General features: G+C 38.6%; 18 protein-coding genes and 2 tRNA genes. 13 read left to right on the top strand and 7 right to left on the bottom strand.

Annotated features, from left to right (window positions below; all coding sequences use genetic code 11):
* The first annotated feature begins 57 nt into the window (after positions 1 to 57).
* Positions 58 to 2,652: a bifunctional uridylyltransferase/uridylyl-removing protein GlnD gene (gene glnD, locus A9501_RS05025; RefSeq protein WP_065265149.1), complete on the top strand. Its 2,595-nt coding sequence runs from the start codon at positions 58 to 60 to the stop codon at positions 2,650 to 2,652.
* Between the two features lie 36 nt (positions 2,653 to 2,688).
* Here glnD and hemL read toward each other — a convergent pair whose 3' ends face one another.
* On the bottom strand, positions 2,689 to 3,972 hold the full coding sequence (gene hemL / locus A9501_RS05020; RefSeq protein ID WP_065265148.1) for a glutamate-1-semialdehyde 2,1-aminomutase: 1,284 nt from the start codon (positions 3,970 to 3,972) through the stop codon (positions 2,689 to 2,691).
* A gap of 122 nt (positions 3,973 to 4,094) precedes the next feature.
* Here hemL and wecA point away from each other — a divergent pair, with 122 nt between their 5' ends.
* On the top strand, positions 4,095 to 5,162 hold the full coding sequence (gene wecA, locus A9501_RS05015) for a UDP-N-acetylglucosamine--undecaprenyl-phosphate N-acetylglucosaminephosphotransferase (protein ID WP_065265147.1): 1,068 nt from the start codon (positions 4,095 to 4,097) through the stop codon (positions 5,160 to 5,162).
* Between the two features lie 129 nt (positions 5,163 to 5,291).
* Here wecA and A9501_RS05010 read toward each other — a convergent pair.
* The 3 genes from A9501_RS05010 to orn form a co-directional block, all read right to left on the bottom strand.
* A tRNA-Gly gene (locus A9501_RS05010) sits at positions 5,292 to 5,367 on the bottom strand.
* 25 nt (positions 5,368 to 5,392) lie between these two features.
* Positions 5,393 to 5,468, bottom strand: a tRNA-Gly gene (locus A9501_RS05005).
* 93 nt (positions 5,469 to 5,561) lie between these two features.
* Entirely contained in the window at positions 5,562 to 6,110 is a 549-nt protein-coding gene (gene orn / locus A9501_RS05000; protein WP_009500975.1) for an oligoribonuclease, read from the bottom strand.
* Positions 6,111 to 6,180: 70 nt separating this feature from the next.
* Between orn and rsgA the strand changes: the two genes are divergently transcribed.
* The 7 genes from rsgA to A9501_RS04965 all read left to right on the top strand — a co-directional run bounded on the left by rsgA (position 6,181) and on the right by A9501_RS04965 (position 12,840).
* Positions 6,181 to 7,221 carry a small ribosomal subunit biogenesis GTPase RsgA gene (gene rsgA / locus A9501_RS04995; protein ID WP_065265146.1) on the top strand — a complete coding sequence of 347 codons (1,041 nt, stop codon included), beginning with the start codon at positions 6,181 to 6,183 and terminating at the stop codon, positions 7,219 to 7,221.
* A 160-nt stretch (positions 7,222 to 7,381) separates the two neighbouring features.
* A complete protein-coding gene (ptsH, locus tag A9501_RS04990; protein ID WP_065265145.1) occupies positions 7,382 to 7,639 on the top strand; it encodes a phosphocarrier protein Hpr in 258 nt (85 codons plus the stop codon).
* 79 nt (positions 7,640 to 7,718) lie between these two features.
* Positions 7,719 to 9,446 (top strand): phosphoenolpyruvate-protein phosphotransferase PtsI, encoded by a 1,728-nt coding sequence (gene ptsI, locus A9501_RS04985; RefSeq protein WP_065265144.1) that lies wholly within the window; start codon positions 7,719 to 7,721, stop codon positions 9,444 to 9,446.
* 60 nt (positions 9,447 to 9,506) lie between these two features.
* The gene (gene crr, locus A9501_RS04980) at positions 9,507 to 10,007 is read left to right on the top strand and encodes a PTS glucose transporter subunit IIA (protein WP_005635907.1); all 501 of its coding nucleotides are present in this window, start codon (positions 9,507 to 9,509) and stop codon (positions 10,005 to 10,007) included.
* Positions 10,008 to 10,100: 93 nt separating this feature from the next.
* Complete coding sequence (gene manA, locus A9501_RS04975; RefSeq protein WP_065265143.1) at positions 10,101 to 11,300, top strand: mannose-6-phosphate isomerase, class I; 1,200 nt, start codon at positions 10,101 to 10,103, stop codon at positions 11,298 to 11,300.
* An 83-nt stretch (positions 11,301 to 11,383) separates the two neighbouring features.
* Positions 11,384 to 12,301 (top strand): SPFH domain-containing protein, encoded by a 918-nt coding sequence (locus A9501_RS04970; RefSeq protein ID WP_005628412.1) that lies wholly within the window; start codon positions 11,384 to 11,386, stop codon positions 12,299 to 12,301.
* 83 nt (positions 12,302 to 12,384) lie between these two features.
* Positions 12,385 to 12,840, top strand: a complete 456-nt coding sequence (locus A9501_RS04965; RefSeq protein WP_046939317.1) for an NfeD family protein — start codon at positions 12,385 to 12,387, stop codon at positions 12,838 to 12,840.
* A gap of 94 nt (positions 12,841 to 12,934) precedes the next feature.
* Here A9501_RS04965 and A9501_RS04960 read toward each other — a convergent pair whose 3' ends face one another.
* On the bottom strand, positions 12,935 to 13,702 hold the full coding sequence (locus tag A9501_RS04960; protein ID WP_065265142.1) for a TOBE domain-containing protein: 768 nt from the start codon (positions 13,700 to 13,702) through the stop codon (positions 12,935 to 12,937).
* Positions 13,703 to 13,893: 191 nt separating this feature from the next.
* Here A9501_RS04960 and mfd point away from each other — a divergent pair, with 191 nt between their 5' ends.
* Positions 13,894 to 17,334, top strand: coding sequence for a transcription-repair coupling factor (mfd, locus tag A9501_RS04955; protein ID WP_065265141.1), 3,441 nt, complete (start codon positions 13,894 to 13,896; stop codon positions 17,332 to 17,334).
* A 56-nt stretch (positions 17,335 to 17,390) separates the two neighbouring features.
* On the opposite strand, the gene A9501_RS04950 is transcribed toward mfd, so the two are convergent.
* Positions 17,391 to 18,782: a DegQ family serine endoprotease gene (locus A9501_RS04950; RefSeq protein WP_065265140.1), complete on the bottom strand. Its 1,392-nt coding sequence runs from the start codon at positions 18,780 to 18,782 to the stop codon at positions 17,391 to 17,393.
* A 202-nt stretch (positions 18,783 to 18,984) separates the two neighbouring features.
* Between A9501_RS04950 and accD the strand changes: the two genes are divergently transcribed.
* Positions 18,985 to 19,875: an acetyl-CoA carboxylase, carboxyltransferase subunit beta gene (gene accD, locus A9501_RS04945; protein WP_065265139.1), complete on the top strand. Its 891-nt coding sequence runs from the start codon at positions 18,985 to 18,987 to the stop codon at positions 19,873 to 19,875.
* A 1-nt stretch (position 19,876) separates the two neighbouring features.
* Positions 19,877 to 21,181, top strand: coding sequence for a bifunctional tetrahydrofolate synthase/dihydrofolate synthase (gene folC, locus A9501_RS04940; RefSeq protein WP_065265138.1), 1,305 nt, complete (start codon positions 19,877 to 19,879; stop codon positions 21,179 to 21,181).
* Positions 21,182 to 21,184: 3 nt separating this feature from the next.
* Here the strand turns inward: folC and A9501_RS04935 are convergent, their stop codons facing one another.
* On the bottom strand, positions 21,185 to 21,871 hold the full coding sequence (locus tag A9501_RS04935; RefSeq protein WP_065265137.1) for a SanA/YdcF family protein: 687 nt from the start codon (positions 21,869 to 21,871) through the stop codon (positions 21,185 to 21,187).
* 157 nt (positions 21,872 to 22,028) lie between these two features.
* Between A9501_RS04935 and metX the strand changes: the two genes are divergently transcribed.
* Complete coding sequence (gene metX, locus A9501_RS04930; protein WP_065265136.1) at positions 22,029 to 23,105, top strand: homoserine O-acetyltransferase MetX; 1,077 nt, start codon at positions 22,029 to 22,031, stop codon at positions 23,103 to 23,105.

The following is a 23,105-nucleotide window of genomic DNA, read 5'->3' as shown; positions in this document are numbered from 1 at the left end:
GCCCTTTTTGTTTTTATTTATAATAAAGCGATTTCGAACTAATAAAAGGCAATTAATATGCTGTTTTCTCCGATACTCTCTTCTCCTTTAACGACAAGTGCGGTCAAAATTGAGCGAGAAAATCTCAAGCAATTTGAGCTCGAGAATTTTTCTCGTTATTCCATTTTTGAGCTTATTGAAAATCGCTGTGATTTTTATGATGCCTTATTGATTCAACTTTGGCAGGAAATAGGATTAAGTGAACAGCAAGGCATTTCTTTAATTGCGGTGGGCGGTTATGGACGGCGTGAGATGTTTCCTTTGTCGGATTTAGATTTTTTAATTTTGGTCGAGCAAATACCTAGCCTAGAGATTGAAGAAAAGATTACCCAATTTATCCAATTTTTATGGGATTGTGGTTTTGAAGTGGGAAATAGTGTTCGAACCTTAGAACAATGCGAATCGGAAGGAAAACAAGATATTACGATTGCCACTAATTTATTAGAAGCAAGATTTCTCACTGGAAATCGACCACACTTTGATGCGCTAAATGAATTGGTAAAACATGTAGATTTTTGGTCGAAAGAAGATTTTTTTAATGCCAAAGTGCAAGAGCAAATAGAACGTTATCAGCGTTATCACAATACGGCTTATAACCTTGAGCCAGATATTAAGTACAGCCCGGGTGGTTTGCGTGATTTGCATTTGTTGTATTGGGTGGCGTTGCGTCATTCGGGCGCTTTGACCCTTGAGGCCATTTTACAAAGTGGTTTTATTTATCCTCAAGAATATCAGCAACTACAAGAAAGTCGTACGTTTTTATTTAAAGTGCGGTTCGCTTTGCATTTGATTTTGAAACGTTACGATAATCGTCTATTGTTTGATCGCCAAATTAAAGTCAGTGAATTATTGGGTTTCCGAGGGGAAGGCAATCAAGCTGTGGAAAAAATGATGAAATGTTTTTTTCAAGCATTGCACCGTATTTCGCTGATTAGTAATTTGCTGATTCAGCATTATCGAGAAAATGTGCTTTCATCAAATCAGGACAGCGTGATTCGTCAGTTAGACGATGATTTCCAACTGCTTAACCAATGCTTATGTTTGCGTAATAGCCGTGTTTTTCAAGAAAAACCAGAGCGAATTTTAGATCTATTCTTTTATTTAACGCAGTACGCACAGGCCAATATTCATTCTGATACCTTGCGTCAATTACAAATTTCCTTAGAACAATTGCCACAAAAATTATGTGAAATTCCAGAGGCTCGAGAAAAGTTTCTACGTTTGTTTAATCAACCTAATGCGATTAAGCGTGCGTTTATGCCTATGCACCAATATGGCGTATTAACTGCGTATCTTCCGCAATGGCAAGCCATTGAGGGATTAATGCAATTTGATTTATTCCATATTTATACGGTGGATGAGCATACATTGCGCGTGATGTTGAAATTGGAAAGTTTTCTGTCACAGGAAAGTGCGCAAGAACATCCCATTGCCCATCGAATTTTTAGTCAACTTTCTGACCGCACTTTACTTTATATTGCAGCGCTGTTCCACGATATTGCAAAAGGGAGGGGCGGCGATCACGCAGAACTTGGTGCTGTGGATGTTACAGACTTTGCGCAATTACATGGTTTAGATCGTCGAGAAATTGATACCCTTGCTTGGCTAGTCCAATCCCATTTGCTGATGTCAATTACTGCGCAACGCCGTGATATTCATGATCCTGAAGTCGTCATGAATTTTGCGGAAGCCGTGCAAAATCAAGTTCGGTTAGATTATCTCACCTGTTTAACGATGGCGGATATTTGTGCAACCAATGGTAATCTATGGAATAGCTGGAAACGTTCGCTTTTTGCCTCTTTATATGAATTTACTGAACAGCAATTTGTACAAGGGATGAAAGAATTACTTGATTACTCAGAAAAATCGGAAGAAAACCGAAAACTTGCACAACAAATTTTAACGCAGGATTATTCCGATATTACGCCAATTTTGATTGAGCAATTATGGGATCGTTGCCCTGAAGACTATTTTGTGCGTAATACACCAAAACAAATCGCGTGGCATACAAGTTTACTGGTGGATTTCGCTGAGGCATTATTAGTGAAAATTAGTAATCGCTTTTCACTTGGTGGCACGGAAGTATTTATTTATTGCCAAGATCAACCGCACTTATTTAATAAAGTGGTAAGTACCATTGGCGCAAAAAAATTCAGTATCCATGATGCGCAGATTATTACGGCACAAGATGGTTATGTTTTTGATAGCTTTATCATCACAGAACTTAACGGTGAATTAGTGGAATTTGATCGTCGCCGAGAACTAGAGCAAGCCCTAACATTAGCCCTTCAAAGTGAAAAATTATCCGCACTTTCTATTACGCCGAATCGTCAGCTTCAACATTTTATTGTACAAACAGACGTGCGTTTTTTACATGAAAATAAAAAAGAGCATACTGAAATGGAACTGGTTGCGTTGGATAAACCAGGGTTATTAGCGCAAGTGAGTCAGATTTTCAGTGAGCTAAATCTCAATTTATTGAATGCGAAAATTACCACTGTGGGCGAGAAAGCAGAGGACTTTTTTATTTTGACGAATCAATTAGGGAAAGCTCTTGCTAGAGAGGAGAGAGAAAACTTGCGCCATGTGATTATCCAAGATGTTACATCTTAAGCCAAAATGCGGTGGAACACACCGCATTTTTTAACGCTAAGCAATCGCTGAAAAAGCAATATCTGCAGCTGAAAGCGTTCTCTCTATATCTTCATCGGTGTGGGCGAGCGACATAAATCCTGCCTCAAAAGCAGATGGCGCAAGGTATATCCCCTGTTCTAACATTTTATGGAAGAAAATTTTAAATTTCTCGGTGTCGCATTTCATGACTTCAGCATAGGATGTTATTTCCTGTTGTTCAGTGAAGAAAATACCAAACATACCACCTACATAGTTTACGACAAAAGGTACATGATGTTTTTCGGCAAGGGATTTTAATCCTAGACAAAGTTTCTCTGTTTTTATTGCAAGTTGTTGTTCATTGCCTGGTTTTTTCAATTCGTTTAAGCAAGCTAACCCCGCCGCCATTGCAATAGGATTACCAGAAAGTGTACCTGCTTGATATACTGGACCAGTTGGAGCAAGATATTCCATGATAGCTTTTTTACCCCCTACCGCACCGACAGGCATTCCACCACCGATAACTTTACCTAGAGTTGTAAGATCAGGTGTTACATTATAATAAGATTGTGCTCCAGCAAGTGCCACACGAAAACCTGTCATAACCTCATCAATGATGAAAAGTGCGCCATATTTGTCGCAAAGTTCTCGTATTCCTTGTAAAAATCCCGATTTCGGTGGAACACAATTCATATTGCCAGCTACAGGCTCGATGATGACACAAGAAATACTATCAGGATATTGTTCAAATAGCGCTTTTACTGAGTCAAGATTATTGTATTCTGCCGTTAATGTATATTTCGCAAAATCTTCAGGTACGCCTGGAGAGCTTGGTTGACCAAGTGTTAATGCGCCCGAGCCTGCTTTTACAAGCAATGAGTCTGAATGACCATGGTAACAACCTTCAAATTTTAAGATTTTATCACGACCAGTATAACCACGAGCAAGGCGAATTGCCGTCATCGTTGCTTCGGTGCCTGAACTCACCATACGCACCATTTCAATAGAAGGGACAATATTACAGACCAGTTCTGCTAAATCAATTTCAGAAGGGGTGGGAGCACCAAAACTTAAACCATTTTCAGCCGCTTTAAGTACAGCATTTAAGATCGATGGATGATTATGGCCTAAAATCATTGGCCCCCAAGAACCAACATAGTCAACATATTGTTTTCCATTAGTATCATAAATATAGGCACCTTGCGCTTTTTGAATGAATACGGGGGTACCACCAACGCCTTTAAAGGCGCGTACAGGGGAATTTACTCCACCTGGAATAAAGGACTGTGCACGAGAAAAAAGTGCGGTTGAATCTGTCATTGTTTTTTCCTTTCTTATAAAAATGACGGTATTGTACTGAAAAATAGACTCTTTGTTAAAAATATCTTTATTGGTAAATTTCCCTTATGTTATCCTTTACAAAAAAATTTTAGGATCAAATTATGTTGAGTCTTTTAGTTGCGTTTTTAGGCGCATTTATTACGCTTATCGTAATGCGTCCAATTGCAAATAAAATTGGATTAGTTGATAAACCAAATTATCGCAAACGCCACCAGGGTGCAATTCCGTTAATTGGTGGCGTATCGCTTTTTGTCGGTAATTTTTGCTATTACTTGATGGAATGGGATCAGCTTCGATTACCGTATCTCTATTTGTTCAGTATTTTTGTTTTATTGGCGATTGGGATTTTAGATGATCGCTTTGATATCAGTCCTTTCTTAAGAGCGGGGATTCAAGCAATTCTGGCGATTTTAATGATCGATCTTGGGAATGTTTATCTTGATCATCTAGGTCAGATTTTAGGGCCTTTCCAGTTAACGCTTGGTTCAATTGGTTTGATTATTACCGTCTTTGCTACTATCGCGATTATTAATGCCTTTAATATGATTGATGGTATTGATGGATTGCTCGGTGGGCTTTCTTGCGTTTCTTTTGCCGCGATTGGTTTCTTGATGTATCGAGATGGGCAAATGGATATGGCGCATTGGAGTTTTGCTTTAATTGCGTCGATTTTGCCTTATTTGATGCTAAATCTAGGGATTCCATTTGGACCGAAATATAAGGTGTTTATGGGAGATGCGGGGAGTACATTAATTGGTTTTACCATTATTTGGATTTTGTTATTGAGTACACAAGGAAAAGGTCATCCTATGAATCCAGTCACCGCACTTTGGATTATTGCGATTCCTTTGATTGATATGGTTGCGATTATTTATCGCCGAGTTCGTAAAGGTAAGAGCCCATTCCGCCCAGATCGTTTACATGTCCATCATTTAATGGTGAGAGCTGGGTTGACATCAAGACAAGCCTTTTTATTGATTACATTTGTTTCTGCAATTTGTGCAACGATTGGTATTTTAGGGGAAATTTATTATGTGAATGAGTGGGCGATGTTTATTGGCTTTTTCATTTTATTTTTCCTTTATGTATATTCAATTACGCGTGCATGGCGAATTACTCGTTGGGTAAGAAGAATGAAACGTCGAGCCAAACGGTTGAAGAAAGCATAAAAATAAAGGCTTGTGTTATTAAATCACAAGCCTTTATTTTTTGAGAAAATTCACCGCACTTTTAACATTTTGGTGATCTATTTTTATAGATAGAAAAAATCCCTAGCTTTTTGGCTAGGGATTGAAATTTGGAGCGGGAAACGAGGCTCGAACTCGCGACCCCGACCTTGGCAAGGTCGTGCTCTACCAACTGAGCTATTCCCGCAATAATGCTTTTATAATGTGAAATTTGGAGCGGGAAACGAGGCTCGAACTCGCGACCCCAACCTTGGCAAGGTTGTGCTCTACCAACTGAGCTATTCCCGCAGTTCACATCAGTGAATGAGCCCGCATTATACAAATATTTTTAGGGCTTGCAAGGGCAATTTCATAAAAAGAAATTTTTTGTTGAAGTTTTCGTCAATCTAATTTCATGAAATGTTCGCGATAATAAGCTAGCTCTTTAATCGATTCTCGAATGTCATCTAGAGCCAAATGCGTATTCTCTTTTTTAAAGCCTTCTAAAATTTCAGGTTTCCAACGTGCTGCAAGTTCTTTTAATGTGCTCACGTCTAAATGACGATAATGAAAATAATCAGCTAAATCAGGCATATATTTCACTAAGAAGCGTTTATCTTGCGCAATACTGTTACCGCAAATTGGCGACGCACCTTTGGGAACCCATTTTTTTAAAAAGTCTAAGGTTTGTAATTCTGCTGCACGTTCGGTGAGTTTGCTGGCTTTTACACGTTCAATTAAGCCGTTTTCACTATGTGTTTTTTGGCACCAATCATTCATTTTATTGAGTAATTCATCTGACTGATGAACAGCCAATACAGGGCCCTCTGCTAAGATATTTAAATTTTTATCTGTCACAATAGTCGCAATTTCAATAATACGTTCTTTTTCCGGATCTAAACCGGTCATTTCTAAATCAATCCAAATAAGATTTTGTTTATCGAATGGCATAATATCAGGTATCCTATGCAAAAATTTTTTTCATTCTACCAAAAACAAGGGAAAAAACGACCGCACTTTTATGGCTAAACGTAAATTAACTCAAAACCAAACTAGAAGAATTCAATCGAATAATGCGAAAACATTACATCGTCATAAGAAAAAAGAGATTGAATGGTCAGATGAAATGCTTGGAGAATCACAAGAAGGTGTTGTGGTAACGCGTTATTCGATTCATGCTGATGTCGAAAATGAACAAGGCGAAATTTATCGTTGTAATTTGCGCCGTACCTTGTCGAGTTTGGTGGTGGGAGATAAAGTCGTTTGGCGTAAAGGCAATGAACAATTACAAGGTGTGAGTGGTGTGATTGAGGCAATTCACCCTCGAGAAAATGAAATTTCCCGTCCCGACTATTATGATGGTTTGAAACCCATTGCGGCGAATATTGATCGTATTATTATTGTATCAGCAGTATTGCCAACGCTTTCCTTAAATATTATCGATCGTTATCTTGTTGTGTGTGAAATTGCGGGAATCACGCCTCTCATTGTTTTGAATAAAGTGGATTTATTGGCGCAAGAACAGCGCCAAGAAATTGAAGAGCAACTTAAAATTTACCAAGATATTGGCTATGAAATTTTAATGATTTCAGCAAAGAGTGGTGAAAATATGGAAAAATTAACCGTACTTTTGGCACAAGGTACGGCGATTTTTGTTGGGCAATCGGGTGTCGGTAAATCGAGTTTAATTAATCATATTTTGCCTAGCGTAAACGCTCAAGTAGGTGATGTGAGTGAAACATCAGGCTTAGGGCAGCATACGACGACATCATCGCGTCTTTATCATTTGCCACAAGGTGGTAATTTAATTGATTCGCCGGGAATTAGAGAATTTGGGCTTTGGCATTTAGATGTGGAGCAAATCACAAAAGGGTATCGAGAATTTCAATATGTTTTGGGAACCTGTAAATTCCGTGATTGTAAACATTTGAGCGATCCAGGGTGTGCGTTACGTGAAGCCGTTGAGCAAGGGAAAATTTCGCCTGTTCGTTATGATAATTATCATCGATTAATTGAAAGTTTAAGTGAAACAAAATCACAACGTCATTTTTCAGCAGTTTAACGATTGCGTAGTGTGGCTAAAAAATAGGCATATTTGTTGCTTTTTCACGATTTAGTTCAAGTTTTTTGTGTTTATTGTTGATTATTTTGCTTTGAACAAGGATACTAAGGCGATTTCTTAGTTTTTATTTTTTTAACTATTATTTAGTAGAGGTAGCATTATGTACTCAAAAGATGTTGAAATCACCGCGCCAAACGGTTTACACACTCGTCCAGCAGCACAATTTGTGAAAGAAGCAAAGGCATTTTTATCTGATATTACTGTGACTTCAGCAGGAAGAAGCGCAAGTGCGAAAAGTTTATTTAAGCTACAGACGTTAGGTTTAACACAAGGAACTGTGATCACCATTTCTGCAGAAGGTGAAGATGAGCAACAGGCTGTAGATCATTTAGTTGCTTTAATTCCAACCTTAGAATAATACTGACTTAGCCATAAAATTGAGAAATTTTATGGCTATTGTTTATCTATCTCTTTTTTAATTATTTCGGAAGGTATCTATGATTTCTGGCATTCTCGCATCCCCAGGTATTGCCTTTGGTAAGGCACTTGTTCTTAAAGAAGAAAAGATTGTTCTTGATACGCAAAAAATTACTGATGATCAAATTGACGCAGAAATTGCTCGATTTTATGAAGGTCGTGCATTGGCGGTGGAACAACTTAATTCGATCAGAGAGCGCGCATTAGTTTCTTTAGGCGAAGAAAAAGCCGCGATCTTTGAAGGCCACTTGATGATTCTTGAGGATGAAGAATTAGAAGAAGAAATTCTTGATTATCTTCGTTCAAATAAAGTTAATGCCGCAGTTGCAGCGAGCAAAATTATTGATCAACAAGTCACAATGTTGTCGGAGATAGATGATGAATATTTGAAAGAGCGTGCTGGCGATATTCGTGATATTGGTAACCGTTTAATTAAAAATATTTTGGGCATGAACATAGTAGATCTTGGCGATATTCAAGAAGAATCAATTCTTGTCGCTTATGATCTGACTCCATCAGAAACTGCCCAGCTTAATCTTGAAAAAGTATTAGGGGTTGTCACTGATATTGGTGGTAGAACCTCTCATACTTCTATTATGGCGCGTTCTTTAGAATTACCGGCGATTGTAGGCACAAATAATGTGACCGAATTAGTCAATACAGGTGATTACTTAATTTTAGATGCGATAAATAATCAAGTTTATATCAATCCAACACAATCTCAGATTGATGAATTAAAAACACTTGAAGCTAAAATTTCTGCGGAAAAAGCAGAGTTAGCTAAATTAAAAGATCTCCCCGCAATCACATTGGATGGGCATAAGGTTGATGTTGTTGCGAATATCGGGACGATCCGTGATTGTGAAGGGGCAGATCGCAATGGTGCAGAAGGTATTGGTTTATACCGAACTGAATTCTTATTTATGGATCGTGAACAGCTTCCGATAGAAGAAGAGCAATTCATCGCCTATAAAGAAGTCGTAGAGGCAATGAACGGGCGTTTAACCGTGCTTCGTACTATGGATATTGGTGGCGATAAAGAGCTTCCATATTTAGATTTACCAAAAGAAATGAATCCATTCTTGGGATGGCGTGCGATTCGGATTGCGTTAGATCGTCGTGAAATTTTAAATGCACAATTACGCGCGGTGTTGCGTGCTTCAGCGTTTGGTAAATTGGCGGTGATGTTCCCGATGATTATTTCTGTAGAAGAAATTCGAGAACTAAAATTGGTTATTGAAACATTAAAAGCGGAATTGCGTGCAGAAGGTAAAGCTTTTGATGAGCATATCCAAGTGGGTGTCATGGTTGAAACGCCATCCGCAGCTGTAAATGCAAAATTCTTAGCAAAAGAAGTGGATTTCTTCAGTATCGGTACTAACGATTTGACTCAATATACTTTGGCGGTGGATCGAGGCAATGAGTTAATTTCTCATCTTTACAATCCGATGCAGCCATCTGTGCTTGGTTTAATAAAACAAGTAATTGATGCTTCTCACGCAGAGGGTAAATGGACGGGAATGTGCGGTGAATTAGCCGGTGATGAAAGTGCAACCTTATTGTTACTTGGTATGGGATTAGATGAATTTAGTATGAGTGCTATTTCCGTACCTCGAATTAAAAAATTAATCCGTAATGTGAATTTCCAAGATGCAAAAGCACTTGCTAATGCCGCATTACAAAAACCGACCGCTTCGGAAATTGAGCAGTTAATCGAAGAATTTTTGGCGGAAAATGCATTAAATTAAACAAAATTGTTTGATTTTACGTTAAAATAACAGCCATCTATGAATTGATAGGAGATTAAAATGGGCTTATTTGACAAGTTATTCGGTTCAAAAGAAAACAAATCTGTGGAAGTTGAAATTTATGCACCTATCTCTGGTGAGATTGTAAATATTGAAGATGTTCCGGATGTAGTTTTCTCTGAAAAAATCGTGGGTGATGGTGTTGCTATTCGTCCTACCGGTAACAAAATCGTTGCGCCAGTGGATGGCGTGATTGGTAAAATTTTTGAGACCAACCATGCTTTCTCAATGGAATCAAAAGAAGGTGTAGAATTATTTGTACACTTTGGTATTGATACCGTTGAGTTAAAAGGTGAAGGCTTTACTCGTATTGCGCAAGAAGGTCAATCTGTTAAGCGCGGTGACACCGTGATTGAATTTGATCTTCCTTTATTAGAATCAAAAGCAAAATCTGTATTAACACCAGTTGTTATTTCTAATATGGATGAAATTTCTTGCATCGTGAAAAAATCAGGTGAAGTCGTCGCTGGAGAGTCAGTGGTATTAAGCTTAACTAAATAATTTCTTTACGATAAAAAAGTCCGCCTTTGTGCGGATTTTTTATTTATGTAAATAAAACTGCGGTGTAGATAGGATTCAAGGGAAAAATTAAAAATGATCTATAAACTTACTGGCTCACTCCAAAATTACGTATGGGGAGGGCATCAATATATTCCTCAATTACTGAATATTCCTGCGGAAGAAAATCAATATTATGCTGAATGGTGGTTGGGCGCTCATAATTCTGCACCTTCAACCATTGAAGTCGATGGTAAAAATTTGTTACTTACTGAATTTTTACAGAAAAATCCTACCGCACTTGGCGCACAAAGCCGAGCCAGTTTTGGTGATGAATTACCCTATTTATTAAAAATTCTTGATGTTGCCCAACCTCTTTCTATTCAACTTCATCCAACAAAAACGCAAGCTGAAATAGGATTTGCGGAAGAAAATGCGAAAGGCATTGATTTAAAAGCATCAACACGAACTTATAAGGATAACAATCATAAACCTGAAATGATGATTGCTTTATCTGATTTCTGGTTGTTGCATGGTTTTAAAAATAAATCGGATATTATCGAAACTTTAGAGGCACGATCATCTTTAGTCCCACTTGCAAACAAATTGCATAAGCAAGATTTACATGCTTTTTATGCCGATATTATGCAAGCAGAACAGGACCAATTACACCAATGCCTTTCCCCAATTCTGTTGGCGAATCAAGTAGATTATGAGGCTAATAATCTGGATTTAACTAATCCAGATTATTGGGTGCTTTACACCATTGATGCAATGAATATTTCTTTAGATAAATTAGATGCAGGTTTAATTTGCTTCTATTTGTTTAATATTGTGCACCTCAAAAAAGGTGAGGGAATTTACCAAGATGCTGGCATTCCGCATGCTTATTTGCGTGGGCAAAATATTGAACTGATGGCTTGTTCGGATAATGTGATTCGAGGTGGTTTAACCCCTAAATATGTGGATATTCCAGAATTGCTTAAAATTGTCGATTGCCGCGAAGTGGAGCCTAAAATTATCCCGTTGGCACCTCAGGACGCGCGTATATTTACTTATGCTACGCCTGCGCAAGATTTCGCTTTGCAAAATATTCAATATGAATGTGGTGAAACTCATCATTTAAAAGCACAAAGTGCGAGTATTTTATTGGTGATGAATGGCCAGTTAAATTTACGCTCAGAAACGACCGCACTTTCTTTGAAACAAGGTGAGGCAGCTTTCATTACCGCGAATGCTTCTTATGAGGCGGAAGGTTTAATTGAAGGCTATACAGTGGTGGCAAAATTGCCTTAATTTTATACAAAATGGGCTATAAAAGTGCGGGTGGATTTGATAGACTTTTTTCATTAAATCTACCCTAATAAAGGAGAAAAAATATGCTTGATGGATTCGCTATTTCCACATTAATTTTTGTGATATTAGTCGCATTAATTTTGTTTTCTACAGTGAAAACCGTACCACAAGGCTATAACTGGACAATCGAACGTTTCGGTCGTTACACAAGAACGTTAATGCCAGGGTTAAATTTAGTGGTGCCTTTTGTTGATCGTATTGGCCGTAAAATTAATATGATGGAACAAGTTTTAGACATTCCTTCACAAGAAGTGATTTCTAAAGATAACGCCAATGTTTCTATTGATGCGGTTTGTTTTGTGCAAGTGATTGATGCGCGAAGTGCGGCTTATGAAGTAAACCATTTGGAACAAGCTATCATCAATTTAACCATGACAAATATTCGAACCGTGCTTGGCTCGATGGAGCTTGATGAAATGCTTTCCCAACGTGATTCTATTAATAGTCGATTATTGGCTATTGTGGATGAAGCGACAAATCCATGGGGGATTAAAGTAACGCGTATTGAAATTCGTGATGTTCGTCCGCCTCGTGAACTGATTGATTCTATGAATGCTCAAATGAAAGCGGAACGAAATAAACGTGCTGAAGTATTAGAGGCTGAGGGGATTCGTCAAGCTCAGATTCTCCGTGCTGAAGGTGAAAAACAAGCTAGAATTCTAAAAGCGGAAGGGGAGCGACAAGAAGCCTTTTTACAAGCTGAAGCCCGAGAACGTGCTGCGGAAGCTGAAGCAAAAGCAACGCAAATGGTATCTGAAGCAATTACCAGCGGTGATACCAAAGCGATTAACTACTTTATTGCACAAAAATATACGGAAGCATTGAAAGAAATCGGAAGTTCAGGAAACAGTAAAGTCGTGCTTATGCCATTAGAAGCTGGCAATTTAATTGGTTCTGTTGCTGGTATTGCGGAGTTATTAAAGGGCGATAAGAAATCTTAATTTAGATAAAGTGCGGTGATTTTTTTAATCGTTTATCACCGCACTTTTGTAATAAAAAGCCTTTACAACAAATAGGAGAATCTATGGCGGATTGGTTAATAAATTGGACGCTTTGGCACTGGCTGATTTTAGGCTTTATTTTGCTTATTGGTGAAGTGCTTACACCTGGGATATTTTTGCTATGGTGGGGATTAGCAGCTTTAGTGACGGCATTTGTACAATTTCTTTTTCCCAGCCTTTCTCTTGCCTCACTTGCTATTTTTTACGCGCTATTAGCTTGCATACTTTCAGTGATTTGGTGGAAATATCAACATGGTAAAGATCGCCATGATCAATCTCATTCAACATTAAATCAACGCGATCATGCGTTACTTGGTAAACAAGGTATTGTTCAAGAACTTGGCGCGAATGGAATTGGTCGAGGTGCTTTTGGTGATACAACTTGGCGTATTCAAGGCGATAATCTCACGGTTGGCGCATTGATTGAAGTTGAACGTGTGGATGGTATTACGCTGATTGTAAAAAATATTTCTAATTAGTTTAGGATTTTAATTGATAACAAATAAGACAGGCATCAACCCTGTCTTTTTTGTATGATCAAAATATTCTTCCAAAATTTACCGCACTTTGAGATTAACCTAGCGTCGCTAAAATAATTTGCTCTTGATCAATATGAATCCAAACTTGTTGCCCGATTTGCCATTGATTTGGCTGGTGGACCGTGGCACAAAATTCAATGTCGCTGTCAGCAAATTGAAGGATGGCTTCCTCTTCATTAAGTGATTTGATATTTACAGGGAACTGATTAGATTGATTTTCTAGTGTTTTTTCACTAATTTTCACCCAAGGCGCTTTGAACATCAACATCACTTCTTTTTCCGTAATGAGTTTCAAACGAGCCGAGCTTTTAGTGGTAATTGAAACTTGCAACGGCGTTGGTAATCCTTGCACATTCACATCCACAACACAACGAGAGTCAATGATTCGTTGTTGTGCCACTCGCCCAAAAAATTGATTGCGTGCGCTACTTTGTAAAGAAAAACGTGCAGTTGCCGTGAGCAAACTATCTAACAGAACGGATTCATCTTGTAGAATATGAAAAGCGTGTTCTTGCGTACGTTCTAATAAATCATAAAGCTGTAGCAAACGCTCGGCATAAGTGGTAAGCGCTGTGCCTCCGCCATTTTTTCCACCTGTATTTCGTTCAAGCAATGGGCGAGGACTGATTTTATTCATGGCTTCTAAATGATCCCACGCACTTTTATAGCTCACTTTTGCATTTTTTGCTGCTTGATTAATCGAACCGCATTGTTGAATTTCTTTGAGTAAACGCACTCGTTTTGGATCGATAAAAAGTGCTTGTTGAAGTTTAATGGTGAGTAAGATCTCGGTATTTTTCATTTTTCTGTTCCTTATCACAATACGGACATTTTACTATGAAAATAGATGAGATAAAACGTTCTGGCGGATAAACTATCTTTGCATAATATTAACTAACTGTTTTTTTAAACAGTTGATTGTTGAAATATATTATGAACTTCAGTAAACTGTTCGTCAGTTTTTAAACAAGCATTAATGCGTTATTGATATTTATGAAAACGGCTTTTTTCCAACCTGATATTCCTACCCAACCCAATGATCACAAAATTTTAGGCAATGTATTACCCGGCGCTGATGCATTGGCGATTAGTGAAATTGCAGAGCAAAATCAAAATTTAACCGTAGTGGTGACACCAGATACGCGAAGTGCGGTGCGTTTATCACGTATTTTATCGGAATTAAGCAGTCAAAATGTATGCCTTTTCCCTGATTGGGAAACCTTACCTTACGATACCTTTTCCCCTCATCAAGAAATTATTTCCTCTCGTTTAAGTGCGCTTTTCCATTTACAAAATGCGAAAAAAGGCATTTTCTTATTGCCAATTTCGACATTAATGCAACGTCTTTGTCCGCCACAATATTTACAACACAATGTGCTTCTGATTAAAAAAGGTGATCGTTTGGTCATCGATAAAATGCGCTTACAATTGGAAGCAGCGGGCTATCGTGCTGTGGAGCAAGTATTAGAACACGGTGAATACGCTGTTCGTGGAGCCTTGTTGGATCTTTTCCCAATGGGAAGTTCGGTGCCTTTTCGTCTTGATTTTTTTGATGACGAAATTGATTCCATTCGCACTTTTGATGTGGATACGCAACGTACTCTTGATGAAATTAACTCAATTAACCTTTTGCCGGCTCACGAATTTCCAACGGATGACAAAGGGATTGAATTTTTCCGTGCGCAATTTCGTGAAACTTTTGGGGAGATTCGTCGAGATCCCGAACATATTTATCAGCAAATCAGTAAAGGTACATTGATTTCTGGCATTGAATATTGGCAGCCACTTTTCTTTTCTGAAATGGCGACTTTGTTTGATTATTTGCCAGAACAAACGCTGTTTATAGATATGGAAAATAACCAAATGCAGGGTGAGCGTTTTTATCAAGATGCAAAACAGCGTTATGAACAACGTAAAGTGGATCCGATGCGTCCGCTTTTACCGCCTGAAAAATTATGGCTTAATGTGGACGAAGTCAATCGTCGATTGAAATCTTATCCACGCATTACATTTAAAGCGGAAAAAGTGCGGTCATCGGTACGCCAGAAAAATTTATCTGTTGCTGCTTTACCAGAAGTGACCATTCAATCCCAGCAAAAAGAACCATTGGGACAATTACGTCAATTTATTGAGCATTTTAAAGGAAATGTACTGTTTTCTGTGGAGACGGAAGGTCGCCGAGAGAATTTGCTTGATTTGCTTTCACCGTTAAAACTCAAGCCAAAACAAATTCAATCATTGGATCAGGCTAAAAATGAAAAATTTAGCTTGTTAGTCAGTTCTCTTGAACAAGGTTTTATTATTGAACAATCGCTTCCTGTTGCGATTATTGGCGAAGCTAATTTACTTGGTGAGCGCGTTCAACAACGTTCTAGAGATAAACGTAAAACAATTAATCCTGACACGCTTGTGCGCAATCTTGCCGAGCTGAAAATAGGGCAGCCAGTTGTGCATCTTGATCACGGTGTGGGGCGTTATGGCGGTTTGGTCACCTTAGATACAGGTGGCATTAAAGCAGAATATTTGCTGCTAAATTATGCAAATGAATCAAAACTTTATGTGCCTGTTACTTCATTACATTTGATTAGCCGTTATGTTGGTGGTTCTGATGAAAGTGCGCCATTACATAAATTGGGTAACGAGGCTTGGGCAAAATCGCGTCAAAAAGCAGCGGAGAAAATTCGTGATGTGGCGGCCGAGTTACTAGATGTTTACGCACAACGCGAAGCGAAGAAAGGCTTTGCTTTTAAATATGATCGTGAAGAATTTCAACAATTTGCCGCAACTTTTCCTTTTGAGGAAACCTACGATCAGGAAATGGCAATTAATGCGGTAATTTCGGATATGTGTCAGCCAAAAGCAATGGATCGTCTTGTTTGTGGTGATGTGGGGTTTGGTAAAACTGAAGTGGCAATGCGCGCTGCCTTTTTGGCGGTGATGAATCATAAGCAAGTAGCAGTGCTAGTGCCAACCACACTGTTAGCCCAACAGCATTATGAGAATTTTAAAGATCGTTTTGCGAATTTGCCTGTGAATGTAGAAGTGTTATCGCGTTTTAAAACTGCAAAAGAACAAAAACAAATTCTTGAAAATCTTGCAGAAGGCAAAGTCGATATACTGATTGGTACCCATAAATTAATTCAATCAGATGTAAAATTTAGCGATCTTGGCTTGTTGATTATTGATGAAGAACACCGTTTTGGTGTAGGGCAAAAAGAGAAAATCAAACAGCTTCGTGCGAATATCGATATTCTTACCCTAACGGCAACGCCAATTCCGCGAACGCTTAATATGGCGATGAATGGTATTCGTGATCTTTCCATTATTTCTACGCCTCCTGCGCGCCGATTAAGTATTAAAACCTTCGTCCGCCAGAATGACGATCTTGTTGTACGAGAAGCGATTTTGCGTGAAATCTTACGTGGCGGGCAGGTTTATTATCTCCACAATGATGTCGCAAGCATTGAAAATACAGCAGAAAAACTGACAGCACTTGTTCCAGAGGCGCGAGTGATTGTGGGGCACGGACAAATGCGAGAACGTGAGTTAGAACGTGTGATGAGTGATTTTTATCATCAGCGTTATAACGTCTTAGTTTGTTCAACCATTATCGAAACGGGTATTGATGTGCCAACGGCCAATACCATTATTATTGAACGAGCAGATCATTTTGGTTTGGCTCAGTTGCATCAATTACGCGGACGAGTCGGGCGTTCACATCATCAGGCTTATGCTTATTTGCTTACGCCACCACCTAAAATGATGACAAAAGATGCCGAACGCCGTCTAGATGCGTTGGAAAATCTTGATAATCTTGGGGCTGGTTTTATCTTGGCTACTCATGATTTAGAGATTCGTGGCGCTGGCGAATTACTCGGAAACGAACAAAGCGGACAAATCGAAAGCATTGGTTTTTCGCTTTATATGGAATTATTGGATGCGGCGGTTAAAGCGTTAAAAGAAGGGTGTGAACCATCATTAGAAGAATTGACGCAACAACAAGCGGATATTGAATTGCGCGTGCCAGCTTTATTGCCTGATGATTATTTAGGTGATGTGAATATGCGTTTATCTTTTTATAAACGTATTGCCGCAGCAGAGAGTAAATCAGAGTTGGATGAGTTAAAAGTTGAGTTGATAGACCGATTCGGATTATTGCCAGATGCGACAAAAAATCTACTGCAAATTGCAGAGTTGCGTTTGTTGGTTGAGCCGTTGAAAGTTGTGCGAATTGATGCAGGAACGCAAGGCGGTTTTATTGAGTTTTCACCAAAAGCACAAGTGAATCCAGATAAATTTATTCAATTAATTCAAAAAGAACCTATTGTGTATCGATTTGATGGCCCATTGAAATTTAAGTTTATGAAAGACCTATCTGATAACAAAGTGCGGTTAGAATTTGTGGCAGATTTGTTGAAAGCAATTGCTTCATAAAAAAAGAAGTCCGATCATCATGATCGGACTTTTTGTTTATATCTTTGGTGGAAGAATTATTGCACTAATAAGTAAAAATTGTTGTCTCCACGTAAAATATTTAAGGCCACAGCCGATGGCTCCTCATCAAGCGCTTTACTTAATTCAGATGTGTTTTCAACCAGTTGACGGTTTATGCCAATAATAATATCGCCAGCTTTTAAACCTCGTTGCGCAGCAAGCGAGTTCGGTTGAACCTTGGTGATTTCAATCCCTTTGATGCCTTTTGCATCATAGTTTTTCAATGTTGCGCCATCTAACGCAGGTAATTCTGTTTTAGAGGAAAGTTGATTTCCATCATCCGCTTGTAATTTCACTTTAACATCGTGAGATTTACCATCGCGTAAGTAAGTTAAACTAATCTCTTTTCCTGCACCAGAGGTGGCAATTTTTGCACGCATTTCTGCGAAACTTGAGATTTTTTGACCGTTCATCGCCGTGATAATATCCCCCGCTTTAATGCCAGCTTTTTCAGCAGCAGATTTCGGTAAAACTTCACTTACAAATGCGCCTTGTTGTGCGCTTACATTAAAGGCTTTGGCTAAATCAGCATTGAGTTCGCCACCTTTAATACCAAGCAATCCTCGGCGTACTTCACCAAATTCTAAAATTTGTTGCACTAAATTGTTTGCTTGATTACTTGGAATCGCAAAGGCAATTCCTGCATTGCCACCGCTTGGCGAAATAATCGCGGTGTTGATACCAATGAGTTCACCATTTAGGTTGACTAATGCACCACCTGAATTACCGCGGTTTACCGCAGCATCAGTTTGAATATAGTTTTCATAAGCACCGCTATCAGAGCCAGTTGAGCGACCTAATGCAGAAACAATACCAGATGTCACAGTTTGACCTAAACCAAATGGATTACCAATTGCAACAGTGAAATCGCCTACTCGTAATTTATCGGAATCAGCAAATTTGATTTCTGTTAAATTACTTGGTTTTTCAAGCTGTACTAACGCAATATCTGATTGCTCATCTTTACCCACTAATTTGGCTTTAAACTCACGGCCATCTTGTAATTGCACGGTAATTTTATCTGCCCCGTCAATAACATGATTATTCGTTAAAACATAGCCTTTATTTGCATTAATAATGACGCCAGAACCTAAACCACGGAAGTTACGTTTTGATTCACCGCCTCCACCAAATTGTTCAGCAAAACGATCACCGAAGAAGAATTTAAATTCTTCAGGAATATCGTCTTGAAAAGGAGAACGTGAGTCAACTTTTGCTTTTCCTTCAACAGAAAGTGTCACTACTGCAGGTTGAACTTTTTCTAACATGGGTGCCAAACTATTTTGCTCTGAAATAAAACTTGGTAAACCAGCTTGAGTCACAAATGGTGTAGTCAAGACACTTAATCCGAGAGCAATACTGCTTAATACAAAACGTGTTTTTTTCATAAAATACTCCAAAATAGATTTCAGATAACGTGCTCTATGAGACAAAGAAATAAAAAAAATGTTCAATCATGGATTTATTTCTCATATTTATTGAAAGTCTCTAAAGGAAATCGGAGCAGTACAAAAACGCCTTACAAGTAGCAAATTCTGCAAATTTATGGTCTAATACGCAGAATTTTCTAGTCAATAAAAAGGTCGAAAAATGAGCTGGATTAACCGAATTTTTAGTAAGAGTCCGTCTTCTTCTACTCGAAAAGCAAATGTGCCGGAAGGCGTGTGGACTAAATGTACTGCTTGTGAACAAGTACTTTATAGTGAAGAACTCAAACGTAATCTTTATGTTTGCCCTAAATGCGGTCATCATATGCGTATTGACGCACGTGAGCGTTTATTAAAATTATTGGACGAAGGTTCAAGCCAAGAAATTGCGGCAGATTTAGAACCAAAAGATATTTTAAAATTTAAAGATTTAAAGAAATATAAAGATCGTATCAGTGCGGCGCAAAAAGAAACAGGTGAAAAAGATGCGTTAATTACCATGACTGGTACACTTTATAATATGCCAATTGTTGTGGCTGCGTCGAACTTTGCTTTTATGGGCGGTTCAATGGGGTCTGTTGTGGGTGCAAAATTTGTTAAAGCGGCTGAAAAAGCTATGGAAATGAATTGTCCGTTTGTGTGTTTCTCTGCGAGTGGTGGTGCACGTATGCAGGAAGCATTATTCTCTTTAATGCAAATGGCAAAAACCAGTGCAGTACTTGCCCAAATGCGTGAAAAAGGCGTACCATTTATTTCAGTATTAACAGATCCAACTTTAGGCGGCGTATCAGCAAGTTTTGCGATGTTGGGTGATTTAAATATTGCCGAGCCAAAAGCTTTAATTGGGTTTGCGGGGCCTCGCGTTATTGAACAAACAGTACGTGAAAAATTGCCAGAAGGTTTCCAACGTAGTGAGTTTTTACTTGAGAAAGGGGCAATTGATATGATCGTGAAACGTTCAGAAATGCGTAAAACTTTAGCAAGTGTATTGAGTAAATTAACGAATCAACCTTCTCCTTTTGTAGAACCTGAACTCATTTCTGAAGATGAATAATATGCAACTTAAAGCCACTTCGCCACTCGCTGAGTGGCTTTCTTATTTAGAAAAAAGCCATTTTAAACCTATTGATCTTGGTTTAGATCGTATTAAATCCGTGGCAGAAAAATTGGATTTACTTCATCCCGCCCCTTATGTGATAACGGTGGGGGGGACGAATGGTAAAGGCACGACTTGCCGTTTGTTAGAAACGATTCTGCTTAATCACGGATTACGTGTGGGCGTGTATTCTTCGCCTCATTTACTACGTTATAACGAGCGAGTACGCATTCAAAATCAAGATTTACCAGATGAAGCACATACCGCCTCTTTTGCCTTTATTGATGAAAACAAAACAGAATCGCTGACTTATTTTGAATTTAGCACCCTTTCTGCATTGCATTTATTTAAGCAATCAAAATTAGATGTGGTGATTTTAGAAGTGGGGTTAGGTGGCCGTTTAGATGCGACCAATATTGTGGATAGCCATCTTGCGGTGATTACTAGCATCGATATTGATCACACCGATTTTCTTGGGGATACCAGAGAGGCCATTGCTTTTGAAAAAGCAGGAATTTTCCGCAAAAATTGCCCTGTCGTGATTGGCGAACCTAATGTGCCACAAACAATGTTAGATCAGGCTGGAAAATTACATTGCCAAGTTTCCCGACGTGATGTGGATTGGTCATTTGAGCAAAATGCTGAAAATTGGCAATGGCAAAATAAAAAAGTGCGGTTAGAAAATTTGCCGTTTTGTCAGATTCCATTGGCGAATGCTGCAACGGCTCTTGCAGCCGTTCAATGTTTACCTTTTGATATTTCGGAACAGACTTTGCGAAAATCTTTGCAAGAGGTAGAACTGGTTGGTCGTTTTCAAGCAATAAAAGCAGATAGACGTGAAAAATTAGCGGATTATCTTGGCGTACCAGTTGAAACCTTGCCAATAATCATCGTTGATGTGGGGCATAATCCTCATGCTGCAAAATATTTATCTGAAAAATTGGCCGCACTTAAACATAGCATAGAAGGCAAAATTATTGCCGTATGTGGGATGCTCAAAGACAAAGATGCAAATGGTGTATTTGCGCATTTAACGTCTATTATTGATGAATGGCATTGTGTCACCTTAGGCGGCTATCGCGGGCAGTCAGGCGATGAATTAGCTGATAAACTGAAAAGTCATTTCCCACATGTTCAAGCTACATCAGATAATTCTGTTATGGATGGTATGCGTACTGCACTCAAAAGTGCGGTAAAAAATGATGTTGTTTTAGTCTTTGGATCTTTCCACACCGTAGCCGAATTTTGGTCGGTTATAGAGTAAACATCAATTTACCTTATTTATAGGGGAGGGCAGTGGTTCTGGCTCTCCCAAAAAATAAGGCTCAACACCTAATATCAAATCCAAAACCGCTTTTATACGCGCAAAAACTTCTCTTATTCGAGTAGATAGAGGTAATTCAGGTTGTTTGGCTACAAAACAAATTGCATCAATATCATGTGCTTTAGCAATTAAAAGTGCGCGTTCGCAATGAAATTTTTGACTGACAATCGTAAATGCTTGTACTTGGAAAATTTTATCTGCGCGGATAACGGAATCTAGCGTACGAAAACCAGCAAAATCGCGGAACATAGAGGCTTCTGATACGCCCATTTTTCGTAAATCACGAAACATTGCTCTTGGTTCGTTATATTGGACAGTGCGATTGTCGCCACTTAGTAAAAGGTAATTGACTTTTTGATGATCGATCAACTCTTTTGCTGCGGCTAAACGATACTCGTAATAAGCATTAGGTTTTCCACCAATAATATATTTCGATGTGCCCAACACAAGAGCATATGCTCGAGGGGGGATTTCATCAATACTCGTGAATATCTTATCACGCACATAAAAACTTACGCCTTTATCGACAAGCAAGCAAAGCATAATCAGTGCAAAGATTGTATAGATCGATATACGAAAAAGTGCGGTTAATTTTGATGGTAATTTTTTTATTATCATGTCTGTAAACATAATGAAAAATTCCCCGCACTTCAAGGAGAATTTGATGGATTTTATGAATTGCATTGATGTGTGATAATTTAGCCGTTTAGACGGCTAAAATTTCTTGACAACCTAATCGACTTACTGATAGTTTAAGCGCCATTCTCATTATTACGATAGGTTTCCAATGTCTGTGCAAAATGTAGTGCTTTTTGACACACAGCCTTTAACCATGACGCTTGGTGGCAAGCTTTCCCATATCAATGTCGCGTATCAAACTTATGGTACGCTCAATGCCGAAAAAAATAATGCGGTATTAATTTGCCATGCTTTGACTGGCGATGCTGAGCCTTATTTCGATGATGGTCGCGATGGCTGGTGGCAGAATTTTATGGGCAAAGGTTTAGCATTGGATACGGATCGTTATTTTTTTATTAGCTCAAACGTATTAGGTGGTTGCAAGGGAACAACAGGGCCTTCATCAATTAATCCGCAAACGGGTAAACCTTATGGTAGCCAATTTCCTAATATTGTCTTGCAAGATATTGTCAAAGTACAAAAAGCCTTGCTTGATCATCTTGGCATTAGTCATTTAAAAGCCATTATTGGTGGATCTTTTGGCGGTATGCAAGCGAATCAATGGGCGATTGATTATCCTGATTTTATGGATAATATCGTGAATCTTTGCTCATCCATTTATTTTAGTGCGGAAGCCATAGGCTTTAACCATGTTATGCGTCAAGCGGTCATTAATGACCCTAATTTTAATGGTGGCGATTACTATGATGGTACACCGCCGGATCAAGGACTATCTATTGCTCGTATGCTAGGTATGTTGACTTACCGTACTGATTTACAGCTTGCAAAAGCGTTTGGACGAGCAACAAAATCAGATGGCAGCTTTTGGGGTGACTACTTTCAAGTTGAATCCTACCTTTCTTACCAAGGTAAAAAATTTTTAGAACGTTTTGATGCCAATAGTTATTTGCATTTGTTACGTGCGTTGGATATGTATGATCCAAGCATTGGGTATGAAAATGTCAAAGAGGCATTATCACGCATTAAAGCGCGTTATACGCTGGTTTCTGTGACAACGGACCAGCTCTTTAAGCCAGTTGACCTTTATAAAAGTAAACAGCTTTTAGAACAAAGTGGAGTCGATTTACATTTTTACGAATTCCCATCAGATTACGGACACGATGCGTTTTTAGTGGATTATGATCAGTTTGAAAAACGAATTAGGGATGGTTTAGCGGGTAATTAG

It is taken from the genome of Haemophilus sp. CCUG 66565 (assembly GCF_001679495.1).
Classification (GTDB): Bacteria; Pseudomonadota; Gammaproteobacteria; order Enterobacterales; family Pasteurellaceae; genus Haemophilus; species Haemophilus haemolyticus_K.
The sequence above is the reverse complement of the archived record's forward strand: the minus strand, read 5'-3'. Positions and strand labels throughout refer to the sequence as shown.

Excerpts from the sequence above, each read along its gene's own strand:
- glnD (WP_065265149.1), top strand. The coding sequence starts at position 58 with ATGCTGTTTTCTCCGATACTCTCTTCTCCTTTAACGACAAGTGCGGTC.
- hemL (WP_065265148.1), bottom strand. The coding sequence starts at position 3,972 with ATGACAGATTCAACCGCACTTTTTTCTCGTGCACAGTCCTTTATTCCA.
- wecA (WP_065265147.1), top strand. The coding sequence starts at position 4,095 with ATGTTGAGTCTTTTAGTTGCGTTTTTAGGCGCATTTATTACGCTTATC.
- orn (WP_009500975.1), bottom strand. The coding sequence starts at position 6,110 with ATGCCATTCGATAAACAAAATCTTATTTGGATTGATTTAGAAATGACC.
- rsgA (WP_065265146.1), top strand. The coding sequence starts at position 6,181 with ATGGCTAAACGTAAATTAACTCAAAACCAAACTAGAAGAATTCAATCG.
- ptsH (WP_065265145.1), top strand. The coding sequence starts at position 7,382 with ATGTACTCAAAAGATGTTGAAATCACCGCGCCAAACGGTTTACACACT.
- ptsI (WP_065265144.1), top strand. The coding sequence starts at position 7,719 with ATGATTTCTGGCATTCTCGCATCCCCAGGTATTGCCTTTGGTAAGGCA.
- crr (WP_005635907.1), top strand. The coding sequence starts at position 9,507 with ATGGGCTTATTTGACAAGTTATTCGGTTCAAAAGAAAACAAATCTGTG.
- manA (WP_065265143.1), top strand. The coding sequence starts at position 10,101 with ATGATCTATAAACTTACTGGCTCACTCCAAAATTACGTATGGGGAGGG.
- A9501_RS04970 (WP_005628412.1), top strand. The coding sequence starts at position 11,384 with ATGCTTGATGGATTCGCTATTTCCACATTAATTTTTGTGATATTAGTC.
- A9501_RS04965 (WP_046939317.1), top strand. The coding sequence starts at position 12,385 with ATGGCGGATTGGTTAATAAATTGGACGCTTTGGCACTGGCTGATTTTA.
- A9501_RS04960 (WP_065265142.1), bottom strand. The coding sequence starts at position 13,702 with ATGAAAAATACCGAGATCTTACTCACCATTAAACTTCAACAAGCACTT.
- mfd (WP_065265141.1), top strand. The coding sequence starts at position 13,894 with ATGAAAACGGCTTTTTTCCAACCTGATATTCCTACCCAACCCAATGAT.
- A9501_RS04950 (WP_065265140.1), bottom strand. The coding sequence starts at position 18,782 with ATGAAAAAAACACGTTTTGTATTAAGCAGTATTGCTCTCGGATTAAGT.
- accD (WP_065265139.1), top strand. The coding sequence starts at position 18,985 with ATGAGCTGGATTAACCGAATTTTTAGTAAGAGTCCGTCTTCTTCTACT.
- folC (WP_065265138.1), top strand. The coding sequence starts at position 19,877 with ATGCAACTTAAAGCCACTTCGCCACTCGCTGAGTGGCTTTCTTATTTA.
- A9501_RS04935 (WP_065265137.1), bottom strand. The coding sequence starts at position 21,871 with ATGTTTACAGACATGATAATAAAAAAATTACCATCAAAATTAACCGCA.
- metX (WP_065265136.1), top strand. The coding sequence starts at position 22,029 with ATGTCTGTGCAAAATGTAGTGCTTTTTGACACACAGCCTTTAACCATG.